The 12,429-nt window shown below is 52.0% G+C and carries 11 protein-coding genes; 2 read left to right on the forward strand and 9 right to left on the reverse strand.

Annotated features, from left to right (window positions below):
• The first annotated feature begins 56 nt into the window (after positions 1-56).
• Positions 57-929: a DegV family protein gene (locus tag J5W02_RS07865; RefSeq protein ID WP_219965115.1), complete on the forward strand. Its 873-nt coding sequence runs from the start codon at positions 57-59 to the stop codon at positions 927-929.
• Between the two features lie 81 nt (positions 930-1,010).
• On the opposite strand, the gene J5W02_RS07870 is transcribed toward J5W02_RS07865, so the two are convergent.
• The 5 genes from J5W02_RS07870 to leuC all read right to left on the reverse strand — a co-directional run bounded on the left by J5W02_RS07870 (position 1,011) and on the right by leuC (position 6,891).
• Entirely contained in the window at positions 1,011-2,693 is a 1,683-nt protein-coding gene (locus J5W02_RS07870; protein WP_219965116.1) for a S1C family serine protease, read from the reverse strand.
• Positions 2,694-2,718: 25 nt separating this feature from the next.
• Positions 2,719-4,209 carry a HAMP domain-containing sensor histidine kinase gene (locus J5W02_RS07875; protein ID WP_219965117.1) on the reverse strand — a complete coding sequence of 497 codons (1,491 nt, stop codon included), beginning with the start codon at positions 4,207-4,209 and terminating at the stop codon, positions 2,719-2,721.
• A gap of 3 nt (positions 4,210-4,212) precedes the next feature.
• Positions 4,213-4,902: a response regulator transcription factor gene (locus J5W02_RS07880; protein WP_219965118.1), complete on the reverse strand. Its 690-nt coding sequence runs from the start codon at positions 4,900-4,902 to the stop codon at positions 4,213-4,215.
• 231 nt (positions 4,903-5,133) lie between these two features.
• Complete coding sequence (gene leuD / locus J5W02_RS07885) at positions 5,134-5,616, reverse strand: 3-isopropylmalate dehydratase small subunit (RefSeq protein WP_219965119.1); 483 nt, start codon at positions 5,614-5,616, stop codon at positions 5,134-5,136.
• 12 nt (positions 5,617-5,628) lie between these two features.
• Positions 5,629-6,891: a 3-isopropylmalate dehydratase large subunit gene (gene leuC / locus J5W02_RS07890; protein WP_219965120.1), complete on the reverse strand. Its 1,263-nt coding sequence runs from the start codon at positions 6,889-6,891 to the stop codon at positions 5,629-5,631.
• A 152-nt stretch (positions 6,892-7,043) separates the two neighbouring features.
• Between leuC and J5W02_RS07895 the strand changes: the two genes are divergently transcribed.
• Positions 7,044-7,664 (forward strand): Crp/Fnr family transcriptional regulator, encoded by a 621-nt coding sequence (locus J5W02_RS07895; protein ID WP_219965121.1) that lies wholly within the window; start codon positions 7,044-7,046, stop codon positions 7,662-7,664.
• A gap of 64 nt (positions 7,665-7,728) precedes the next feature.
• Here the strand turns inward: J5W02_RS07895 and J5W02_RS07900 are convergent, their stop codons facing one another.
• The 4 genes from J5W02_RS07900 to J5W02_RS07915 all read right to left on the reverse strand — a co-directional run bounded on the left by J5W02_RS07900 (position 7,729) and on the right by J5W02_RS07915 (position 12,402).
• Positions 7,729-8,547: an alpha/beta fold hydrolase gene (locus J5W02_RS07900; protein ID WP_219965122.1), complete on the reverse strand. Its 819-nt coding sequence runs from the start codon at positions 8,545-8,547 to the stop codon at positions 7,729-7,731.
• Between the two features lie 244 nt (positions 8,548-8,791).
• A complete protein-coding gene (gene lysS / locus J5W02_RS07905; protein ID WP_219965123.1) occupies positions 8,792-10,303 on the reverse strand; it encodes a lysine--tRNA ligase in 1,512 nt (503 codons plus the stop codon).
• Positions 10,304-10,346: 43 nt separating this feature from the next.
• The gene (gene greA / locus J5W02_RS07910) at positions 10,347-10,832 is read right to left on the reverse strand and encodes a transcription elongation factor GreA (protein ID WP_219965124.1); all 486 of its coding nucleotides are present in this window, start codon (positions 10,830-10,832) and stop codon (positions 10,347-10,349) included.
• 265 nt (positions 10,833-11,097) lie between these two features.
• Positions 11,098-12,402 (reverse strand): S41 family peptidase, encoded by a 1,305-nt coding sequence (locus tag J5W02_RS07915; protein ID WP_219965125.1) that lies wholly within the window; start codon positions 12,400-12,402, stop codon positions 11,098-11,100.
• Between the last annotated feature and the right edge of the window lie 27 nt (positions 12,403-12,429).

Here is a 12,429-nt window from a genome sequence, read left to right on the forward strand (position 1 = left end):
AACAATTTCTTTGACTGAAAAAGACAAATTCATCAGGGAAGGTAAAGGAGAAGTTTATGAACGATTATGTCATTGTTACAGATTCTTCCTGTGATCTGACAGCGGAAATGGCCCGGGATTTGGAGCTGACGGTGCTCCCGCTCTCCTTTAGTCTGACGGAAAAAGAATACCGCAATTATCTGGACGGGCGCGACCTCTCTTTCAAGGATTTCTACCGGCACATCCGGGCTGGGGAAATCTGTACGACCTCCGCAGTGAATGTGGAAGCTTTCGTCGGCGCCATCGAACCGATTCTTCAGTCCGGAAGAGACGTGCTCTGCGCAGCGTTTTCCAGCGGACTGAGCAACACCTGCAACGCCGCGCAGATGGCCTGCAAGGAACTGGCGGAAAAATACCCACAGCGGCGGGTGTACACTGTGGACACGCTCTGCGCCTCTATGGGTCAGGGCTTGCTGATCTATCACGCCGTCCAGCAAAAGCGCAGCGGTAAAACAATAGACGAGGTGCGCAACTGGCTGGAAGAAAACAGGCTGCACCTGTGCCACTGGTTCACGGTCGAAGATCTGAACCATCTGAAACGCGGAGGCAGAATTTCTGCGACAACCGCTTTGATCGGCACCATGCTGAACATTAAACCCGTCCTGCATGTGGACGACGAGGGCCACCTGATTAACGTCGGCAAAGCCAGGGGCCGCCACGCGTCGCTCACCGCACTGGTCGATCATATGGAGGAAACGGCGATTGACCCTGCTTCACAGGTTGTGTTCATCAGCCACGGCGATTCTCAGGAGGACGCCGACTTTGTCGCGGAACAGGTAAAAAGCAGGTTCGGCGTAAAAACCGTCGTGACCAATTACGTCGGCCCGGTCATCGGGGCCCACTCCGGTCCGGGAACCATCGCGCTGTTCTTCCTCGGTACGCACCGCTGACCACCCAAAAAAAGTTATTTATAAATTGAAAAACGCCCCGGAGCGGCTTTGAAAAGCCGTTCCGGGGCGCATTGTTTTGCATTATTTTGCCTGTGTCTCGCCTTTGTCTTCCAGCAGTTTGGTTTTCACGGTTTTTGAGCTGCCGGTACTTTGCCCGGTACCCATCCTGAAGATCGTTAGCGACAGGGTGTCGCCTGCCTTGTGCCGGTTCAACACCGCGTAAAGATCGTCCAGACTGGAAATGGTCTGTCCGTCCGCTTTGGTAATAACGTCGCCGACAGCTACGCCGGATTTCGTCAGGTCGCTTTCAGAACTGATCTCACGGATCATGACTCCGGTCGGGTAGCCGGAAAGCTGGGACTGAATATCGGTGATCGTTGTGGCGGTAATTCCAAGACGGCTGCGCCCGGTAACGTACCCGCGCGCGACCAGGTCGTCAATGATGGTTTTCGCCTTGCTGACAGGAATCGCAAAGCCCATACCCTCGTAGCCTGTGGCAACGATTTTGTTGGAATTAATGCCGATGACCTGCCCGTACATATTCACAAGCGGGCCGCCGGAATTGCCCGGATTAATGGCCGCGTCGGTCTGAATGTAGGTCATCCCGTTGTCGCTGTGGCTCTCAATGGTACGGTTCAGGGCGGAGACATATCCGCCGGTCAGCGAACTGGAGTACTCCATGCCGCCCGGGTTGCCGATGGCAATGACTTCGTCGCCGATTTCCAGCTGATCCGCGTTGCCGAACACGGCCGCGCTCAGATTGTTTGCGTTGATGCGCAGCACGGCAAGATCGGAGGTCTTGTCGTAGCCGACCACCGTTGCTTCATATTCTTTTTTATCGTGAAGGATTACCTTTACCTTGTTTGCGCGGGAATAGTTGACTACATGGGCGTTTGTCAGGATATATCCGTCCACGCTCGCCACGATGCCGGTGCCCTGAATCACGCCGCCCTTAGCGTCCGTGGTACCGGCCACGGTGGTTTCCACCCCGACAACACTTTCCACTACGTTTTTATAAACATCCTTTGCGCTCAGCACTCCGGTGCCCGGCTCCGGTACAATCGTAATTCCGGCGGAGTTCGGATTGGTTCCGTTCCCCTTGATTCCGCCCTGAATCTGCGCCTGACTGGATTCACTTCCGGAGGTGGCGGGAGCTTCGCTTTCATTGTTTTCCGGCTGTGAAGTCGTGGTCTGCGGCCACCCGCCGTTCTGCTGGGCGACAGCGGTCTGAACGCCGTAAATACAGAAGCCCAGAACAAACGCCGCGGTCAGTCCGCCTAAAATCCAGAGGAACACGCGCAGTCCGGTGTTTTTGCGTTTCGGCGGCCGGGGGTCCTGCGGGTTCTGCCCGGGCTGCTGCCCGCCGTTCTGCTGATAGGACCAGTAAGGCTGCTGGCCGTACGGATTTTGCTGATAATTTCCGTAAGGATTGTTATAATTCCCATAGGGCTGCTGATACTGGCCGTAAGGATTGTTGTACTGACCGTACGGGGAATACGGATTCTGAGAATCCTGATACGGCGGCTGGCCGTACGGGGGAACCGGCCGATCTGCGTCCCGGCTGTCCGGCTCCGCGCCCGGTGCGGCAGGCGCTTCTTCCTGCTCAAGAGGAGCTTCCGGTGTATCCTGCGGAAGAGCCGGCTGTTCCGGTTCGTTTTCCTGCTCCGGCGCCGTGGGGTGTTCCTCCCCGGACTGGTTTGCGGAGTCGTTATCCCACGGGTTCTGCTCCCCGTTATGATTGTGATCGAAGTCGCTGTCACTCATAAGAAATACCCTTTCTGAAAATCATTTATTCTTTGTCCTGCTCCGGCGACCCGTCCTTTAACAGGTGCGGTTCGCTGATTTTGGGCAGCCAAAATTCAAACTGGCAATATTCATTCTGCACGCTGCTGACATTAATTTCCCCACCGTGCAGCTTAATAATCGTACGGACAATATACAGTCCCAATCCCATTCCGTTTTTGTCCTGGCTGCGGGACTTGTCGGTCTTGTAAAAACGGTCGAAAATCAGCGAAAGCTCTTCCGGCGCGATACCCGGGCCGCTGTTTTTTATCACAACGCTGCTCTTGTCCGGCTGGTCAACAATGCGGATTTCAATATATCCGCCCTCATTGGTGAACTTGACCGCGTTTTCAATTAAATTATATACCACCTGATGGATCATATCCGGGTCGCCGTCCACAAACAGGCTCTCCGCATCCTCCAGCCCTCGGATTTCCAGCTTTTTGTCCTCGATTGATTTCTCAAAGGATAAAAGCGCAATCAAAATCGTATTCGTAAGGTCAAACCGCGCCGGCCGAAGCTTCAGCTCCCCGCTGTCGATTCTGGAAAGATCCAGCATGGTGCGCACCAGACGGGACAGCCGCTTAACCTCCTGAGAAACGATGCTCAGGTAATGGCTCTGCTTTTCCAGCGGAATGGTCCCGTCCAGAATTCCGTCGATAAAGCCCGCAATGGTCGTCATCGGCGTTTTCAGCTCATGCGATACATTCGCAATAAAATTGCGTCTTACGTTCTCACCGGTGGAAAGGGAGCTCGCCATGTTGTTAAAGGCAATTGCCAGCTGGCCGATTTCGTCCTGACTGGTGACCGGCACGCGCACGGAAAAGTTACCGTCCCCGAAAGAGCGCGCCGCCGCCGCCATGTTGCGCAGCGGCTGAACCAGCTTATAGGAAAACAGCCACACCGCACAGAAGGATACCATAAACGCGGCGATGGCCGCCAGCAGGAACATCCGCAGAATTTCCCCGCGGAAGGAATTGAAGGACCGCACATTGTAGGCCGTAAACACGGCGCCAATGGCGGTCTTGCTGCCGTCGATATTTCCCACATTGATCGGAACCCCGACAATATAATAGGGCTGACTGTAAATTCCGCCCATCGTGCCCTGACTGCTGTATCCGCCGGCGATGGCCTTTTTCATGATTTCCTCGCTGACCTTGCGGCCGTCGTTCACGCCGCTCGTGCTGTCGTAGGAGGCAATCACAATCTGTCCGCTCAGCTTGGTCACAAAGATATCCGCGTCAATGTTGTCGGAGAAAGCCGCGATGAACGCCTTCATCCGGTCGGTGTGAATCGTATAAACATTGTCTTCCACCGAAGTAACGCTGTCCGCGGCGATGGCGGCTACGCTCTGGGCGTTCTTCCTCAGCAGGTTCCGCTTTTCCGTCTGCCAGTAATTTGAAAAGAAGATCAGCATCACGAAGCTCAGAAACAGAAAGCTGATGAAGATGATGGAAGAGGTAATCCGCAGATACTTCTTAAATAGTGTTTTCTGCATTTTTTATTCCTTAACTTCAAATTTATAGCCGACGCCCCAGACCGTTTTGAGCGCCCACTTGTCGGAAACGCCCTCCAGCTTCTCGCGCAGGCGCTTCACATGCACGTCCACCGTCCGGCTGTCGCCGTAATAATCGAAGCCCCAAACCTCGTCAAGCAGCTGGTCGCGCGTAAAAACGCGGTTCGGATTGCTGGCAAGGTGATAAATCAGTTCCATTTCCTTGGGGGGCGTGTCAATCTGAGCGCCGTTTACCCGCAGCTCATAATTGGTAAGGTTGATGGAAAGCTTGTCGTATTTGACTTCTTTCACCGTTTCTTCACTGTTTTTCCCCAAACGGCGCAGCACAGCCTTGATTCTGGCCACGACCTCTTTTGCCTCAAACGGCTTCACCACATAATCGTCCGCTCCCAGCTCCAGACCGAGCACCTTGTCAAAGACCTCGCCTTTTGCGGTGAGCATAATAATGGGACACTGCGATTTCTTGCGGATTTCCCGGCAGACCTGCCAGCCGTCCAGCTCGGGCAGCATGATGTCTAGCATAATCAGGTCGGGGGCCTCCGCGTCAAAAGCCTCCAGCGCTTTGCGGCCGTCGTTGGCGATTGCCACCTCATAGCCTTCCTTTTCAATATAAAGCCTAAGAAGCTCACATATATTCTGGTCGTCATCAACCACTAAAATTTTTCCAGCCGGCATTTTTAACTTCCTCCTTCATACCCCCGTTGTTAGATGTATATTTTGATTATAAGGGAATTCACCTGAAAAGTCATGAATTTTTTATAAAAGTTTTTGAATATTGTATGAATGAGCCAAGCGGCACTGCTTCCGGTTTTTAACCAATTCATCATGGCATCTGTCCGGCATAAGAAAAGGGAGCGCCTCAGCGCTCCCTGAAAATAATGAAAAATCCGGGCCCCGCAGGCCGCGTTATTTCATAATGCTGTTTAATAGCCCGCCTTTTGCGATGATATTCTGAATAAACGGCGGAAACGGCTGAGCCTTATAGCTTTTCCCGCTCGACAGATTTTTAATCACGCCGGTGTTAAAATCCACCTCTACCTCGTCGCCCGCCCGAATATCCTCGGCGGCTTCGTCACATTCCAAAATCGGCAGCCCGATGTTGATGGCGTTGCGGTAAAAGATACGGGCAAAGGTGGACGCGATCACGCAGGACACCCCGCTTGCCTGAATGGCAATGGGTGCGTGCTCACGGGAAGATCCGCAGCCAAAATTTTTCGCGGCGACGATGATATCGCCCTTCTTTACCTTCTTAACAAAATCGCTGTCGATATCCTCCATGCAGTGAGAAGCCAGCTCCTCATGGGAGGCGGTGTTCAGGTATCTTGCGGGAATAATCACGTCGGTATCGACATTGTCTCCGTATTTATGAACAAATCCGTGTGCGTTCATTTCAATCCCTCCTCAGTCCAGTTTATCCGGGTCGGCAATATAGCCCGCCACGGCGCTCGCGGCGGCAATGGCCGGGCTTGCAAGATATACTTCCGATTCCACATGTCCCATGCGGCCTACAAAATTGCGGTTGGTGGTGGAAACCGCGCGCTCACCCTTGCCCAGAATGCCCATGTGCCCGCCAAGGCAGGGCCCGCAGGTCGGTGTGCTGAACACGGCGCCTGCTTCTACAAAAATTTCAGCCAGACCCTCGCGCAGTGCCTGCAGATAAATGGCCTGCGTACCCGGAAGAACGATGCACCGCACATGTTTCGCAACCTTTTTCCCCTTCAGAATCGAAGCCGCAATGCGCAGATCTTCAATCCGCCCGTTGGTGCAGGAGCCGATTACGCTCTGGTCAATCCTGATTTCACCGACGTTGTCGATCACCCGTGTGTTCTCCGGCAGGTGCGGAAACGCTACCGTCGGTCTGAGCTGCGAAAGGTCTATTTCGTACGTCTCGTCGTAAACGGCGTCCTCGTCCGCCGTGTAGACAACCGGTTCCCGCTGGAAGCGGTCTTTTTCGTAGGCGAGCGTCACTTCGTCCACCGGGAAAATCCCGTTTTTCGCTCCGGCTTCAATTGCCATGTTTGCAATGCTGAGGCGGTCGTCTATGGAAAGCTCCTTTACCCCGTCACCAGTGAATTCCAGCGAACGGTACAATGCTCCGTCCACCCCAATCATTCCGATCAGGTGCAGAATCACGTCCTTGCCGCTGACCCATTTGGCGGGCTTGTTCTTCAGAACCACCCGGATGGCGGAGGGAACCTTGAACCAGGTCTTTCCGGAAATCATGCCCGCTGCCATGTCGGTGGAACCGACGCCCGTGGAAAACGCGCCGAGTGCGCCGTAGGTGCAGGTGTGAGAATCCGCTCCGATTACGCAGTCGCCCGGCCCGACCAAACCCTTTTCCGGCAGAAGTGCGTGCTCAATGCCCATCTGTCCCACATCAAAAAAATTGGTGATCTGATATTTTTCCGCAAACCCGCGCACCTGCCGGCACTGTTCCGCGGCTTTAATGTCCTTGTTCGGGGTAAAGTGATCGAGAACCAGCGCGATTTTATCCTTATCAAAAACTGAGGAAGCGCCGCACTTTTCAAATTCGTTGATTGCCACAGGCGAGGTGATGTCGTTGCCAAGGACAAGATCGAGCTTCGCCTCAATCAGCTGTCCGGCTTCCACGCAATCCAGCCCGGCGTGCGCGGCCAGAATCTTCTGTGTCATCGTCATTCCCATCGTGATATCCTCCTATCATTCGTCCGCTTTTGTACCGCCCTTTGCTCCGGCGGCGAATACGGCCGATTCATTGATGGTATTATTACATGAATCTTGCAAAAAGAATGTAACATATGATACAATTGTAAAAATAAACGAAAAGAGGGTTCAGAATGGAGCTTTTCCAACAAAAAAACATAGGGGATGTGCTGGAAAAATCCCACACCCCCCGCCATTACGAAAAGAACCGTATGATTTACTGGCAGGAAGCTCCCGCCGGTGAATTTTATTACTTAAAGCGCGGAAAGGTAAAAATCTTTATCAGTTCGGAAAGCGGGATGGAAAAAACGCTTACCGTTCTGGAACCGGGCAGTATTTTTGGTGAAGCGGCCTTCTTTGACGGTATGCCCAGAGTTTCCAGCGCGAAGACGATGGTAAAATCCGAAATTATCACCGTGACCCGTCAAAGCCTGATGGACTGTATCCGCCGGGAGCCCCAGCTTGCCATGTATCTGCTTACCTACCTGTCGCAGACCATCCGCATGCTTTCCGCACAGGTCAATTCCATGACCTTTCTGCAGGCTGACCAGCGCCTTGCGCGGCTGCTGCTCAGTCTGGAAAAGAATAAAACCGTACCCGCCACCCACGAAGATCTGGCCGCTCTGGCGGGCGTGTCGCGCGTCACCGTCAGCCGCGTCCTCCGGGAATTCTCCCAAAAGGGCTGGACCGCCACCCACTACCGGGAAGTGGTGATTTTGGATGAAGTGGGACTAAATCGCTTTATTGAGGAATGACCTTTATACAATTTGAACCTGAAAAAAATTGTTTTTCAGGTTCATTTTTGTGCCTTTATTTATATTATTTATTAATTTGCTCTACAAAGTCTTTTACGACGCTATTGAATTTCTCAGCCTCTTCCCAGAACAGCATATGACCCGAGTTCTCAAAGAATTCTGTTTTTGCTCCTTCAATATGTTCGCCCACCCAGGCACTCCCCTGCCACGGGAATACATTGCTGTTCCTGGCTACACAAACAAGCGCGGGAAGCTTAATTTGGGGAATAAAATCACGCCAATCAAGATTCGTATGATCTCTCATAATTTCAATGCGCACATACGGAGGGCATTTGGATATTTCATCCGCAATGAATTTGAGCTCTTCCGAATCCGGCTCATGGTGCAGACAGGCGTATGCCAAACCCTCGGCTGCACCGCGGGGATTATATTTTATGTCATAGCAAGTCCGGATAAACATCTCAACGTCATAACAGCCATTCTGCCCCCATTGCCAGTCGGGACCCGTGTATTGCAACGGTGCCTGATCCACACAAACAAGCCCTTTCAGCCTGTAGTTCCCAAACAGCTCTATGTAGCTCCAAAGAATGGATGCTCCCATTGACCAGCCTAAAACCGTTACATCACTCACATTGAGATAATCCAGCAGATTTTTAACATCCATTGCATAGCGAGAAATCCGGTGGCTGTGCATTACTTTTTCGGATTCCCCGTGGCCTCGCATATCCATGCAAATGACCTTGCAGGTTTTAGAAAGCTCCGTCACATTTTTCTTCCAGAACTTTGTGGTACACGTCCAGCCCGGAAGCATAAACAAGGGCTTGCCTTCTCCCGTCACTTCATAATAAATTTCAACACCATCATTTGTTTTGAAAGTTGCCATTTGACAATCCTCCCTATTTATTGGTATTTATCTTTAATATCAATATATCTCTTTTAATCGTGCCTATTTTTACTATTTAGAATATTAAAAGATAAGGAGACCCTGCTGCTTGCTGATTAAACGACTCTATTTCTTTGCAGACACCCATCGGCTGCCAGCCCAGCAATTTTCCCAGAGCTGATTGCAACCATGATTTACACAAAAAAAATCCAAGGCTTTGGCCTTGGACTTTTTATGAATCTCATTAATCCCTCGGCTTCATTGTCGGGAACAAAAGCACGTCGCGGATGGACGCACTGTCGGTCAGGAGCATGACCAAACGGTCAATGCCCATTCCCATACCGCCGGTCGGCGGCATTCCGTATTCCAGTGAAGTCAGGAAATCTTCGTCGATCATGTTGGCTTCCTCGTCGCCAGCTTCGCGCAGCTCCATCTGGTGCATAAAGCGTCCGCGCTGGTCAATCGGGTCGTTCAGCTCGGAGTAAGCGTTTGCCAGCTCGCGGCGCGTAATGAACAGCTCAAACCGTTCAACCAGCTCCGGGCAGTCCTGCCTGCGCTTGGTCAGCGGAGAAACCTCCACGGGGTAATCGTAAATGAAGGTCGGCTGCAGAAGGTTCTCTTCCACCTTTTCCTCAAACACCAGCGACATGATATCGCCCCATCTGTCGGTGCCCTTGGTCACAAGGCCAAATTCCTTCGCGACCGCGATTGCCTTTTCGGTATCTCCCTTGAAGGACAGAAAATCGATTCCCGTGTACTCTTTGATCGCGTCGTTCATAGAAAGACGCTTAAACGGCACAGCCAGGTCGACCTCTTCGCCCTGATAAGTAATTTTATCGGTACCGCATGATTTCATAGCGCACTCGTGGATCATATTTTCCGTAATTTCCATCATCCCGCAATAATCCGTGTAGGCTTCATAAAGCTCAATCGTGGTAAACTCGGGATTGTGCTTCACATCCATGCCCTCGTTACGGAAAATACGGCCGATTTCATAGACACGTTCCATCCCGCCGACGATCAGCCTTTTCAGGTGCAGTTCCGTCGCGATTCTCAGGTACATGTCAATATCCAGCGTATTGTGGTGTGTGATAAACGGACGCGCGGTAGCGCCGCCCGCAATATTGCTGAGCACGGGAGTTTCCACTTCAATGTAGGACTTCTCATCCAGGAAATTCCGAATGGTTCTCACAATTTCGCTGCGCTTGATAAACGTGTCTTTGACCTCCGGGTTCACAATCAGGTCAAGATAGCGCTGACGGTAGCGCAGATCGGTGTCTTTCAACCCATGGAATTTTTCCGGCATTGGCAGCAGTGATTTGGAGAGCAGCTTGATTTCTTTTGCATGAACGGAGATTTCTCCCCTGCGGGTTCTGAAAACATATCCCTTTATGCTGACAATGTCGCCCAGATCCCAGTAGCTTTTCAGGTCATTGTAGCTTTCTTCGCCCACCTGGTCAATTTTCAGGTAAACCTGGATTCTGCCGCTGCGGTCGTGGATGTCCAAAAAGCTTGCTTTTCCCATGTCGCGCCAGCTCATTACCCGGCCCGCGATGCATACGTCACAGTTTTCAAGCTCTTCAAAACGGTCACGGATTTCCTGCGCGGTAATATCCCGCGGACAGGCCGTTATGGCAAACGGATCCCTGCCGGCCTGCTGAAGCGCAGTCAGCTTGTCTCTGCGAATTTGCAGCAGCTCACTGACGTCCTGCTCCGGCTGGCTGGTTTCGTTCGTCTCATTGATCTTTTCGCTCATTTGTAACTCTCCTAAATCATAAATTCACTTCCGCTCCAAATCATCATTTGGAGATTGTAAGAACCTCGTACTCCATTACTCCGGCAGGAACTTCAACGTTTATTTTATCACCGATTCCGTGATTCAGCAGGGACTTGCCAACCAGCGATTCGTCGGAAATGCTCCCGCTGAGCGGATCCGCTTCGTTGGAACCGACAATTTTATAGTTGGCAACGCTGCTGTTTCCGGTAGCGGGGTTCGTCACCCTTACTTCCACTTTTGAGCCGATATGGATATTTTCATTGCTGAGCTCGTCTTCGTCAATCACCTTGACGTTTTTCAGCATCACCTCAATATCCGCAATACGGGCTTCCACGATGGCCTGATCGTTTTTGGCCTCATCATATTCACTGTTTTCGGACAAGTCACCGAAGGAAAGAGCCACCTTAATTTTTTCCGCAACTTCCTTACGTTTGACGCTTTTCAGCTCATCAAGCTCATTCTCAAGCTTTTCAAGACCTTCTTTAGTCAGAATAACCTGTTTAACCATCTATAATAACCACCTTTTCGATACAAATTTTTTATATTTTCTTTGCATCATTTCCCATTTCCCTGCAGAATAATTTTATGTTCCTCTTCCGCCGACGGCAGGGGAGGAACACTTTCAATCCTGATAACTGTAAAATGGGATTGCTGCATTTTTTATAATATCTACATTATAGTGATACGGCGCCGTTCTGTCAATAAAATCCGCCCGCGCGAATCGATTTTCCGGAAAAAACAGGGATATGCAATCGCATATCCCCAAAGCCGGTTCAGTCCGCTGCGGCTTCTGTCTGTGCGGGCTGCTCCGCCGCGGTGCCGGGAGCCTGTGAAACCGCCGCCCCCTGCCGGATCAGCGCGGAAACCGCCGCCTGCAGCTGCGCGTCCTGATCGCCCGCCAGCTGATTTTTCACCAGCAGCGCCCGCTGGGCATCGCTCAGCTGTTTGCTCACATCCACGTCAATGCCCTTGCCGTTAAAGACATTTCCGTTCAGGGTCAGGTAATTTGCCACAGAGAGGATGATCGCCGATCCGTCGGAAAGCGGCTTCACCTCATCCTTGGTACCGAAGCCCGCCGTCTTTTCCCCGACCAGCAGGCCTTTTTTATAGTCCTTGATGTCGGAAGCAAAAATTTCGGCAGCGCCGAACGTGTTGCGGTCCACTATCACCGAAATCGGAAGACTGACCTCGTTTGCGTTGGAAGTGTGTTCCACGGTGATCTTTCCGGCCTTATTCTGATAGCTGACGGTATTGCCCGCGGGCACCAGAGTGTCCAACATGGCAGCCATCCCGCCGACACTTCCGCCGGAATTGTTTCTCAGGTCGACAACAATCCCAGCCGCGCCATCTTTGATTCGCTGACTGAGCAGCGTGTTGAACTGCTCCGCGTTGTCGTCCGTAAATTCACTGATTTTCAGATAGGCCACGTTGCCGTTAATCATGGAGGAACTGATCGTCCGCTCGGTATACTCCGCGCGGGTCACGGTAATGCTGAGCTTTTCCGCTTTTTCCTCCGTCCCGCTGGCAGCATCGGCATTCGCCGTTTTGCGCAGAATCCCGAACTTTACTTTGGAACCGGAAACACCGTCCAGCTTATTGAGCGCGTCGCCGTAAGTAATGCGCACAATTTCCTTGTCGTCCATGCTGACAATGGTGTCTCCCTTTTTAATTCCGCTCTTTTCGGCGGGCGAATTCGGCATTACTTCAATGACTTCCATATTGCCGTCATTATCGCGGGCGGTCTTAATTCCCACGCCGATATTCTTTCCGCTGTTTCCGCTGACATACGCCTTATACTTTTCAGCTGAAAGATATTTGGCCTGAGCGTCTCCCAGCCCGGCCACATACCCGGCGCAGATGCCGTCGTTCAAGACGGTCTCATCCACCGCGCCGATATAGTCCTGCCTGGCCTTCTGGTCAATTTCACTCAGCTTGGTATACATTGCCTGGCGCGCGTTAATATCCGCTACCTTGGTGTTAAAGTTCTTCATCGCATAAACATAAGTCAGCGAAACCGTAACGGAGGCCGTAATGGCAACGAGGGCGACGGCTGCGCCCCAGGTCAGCTTTCTGCTCATATCGAATCAATCATTCCTTATTCTGGA

It is taken from the genome of Caproiciproducens faecalis, from assembly GCF_019448085.1.
Taxonomy (GTDB): Bacteria; Bacillota; Clostridia; order Oscillospirales; family Acutalibacteraceae; genus Caproiciproducens; species Caproiciproducens faecalis.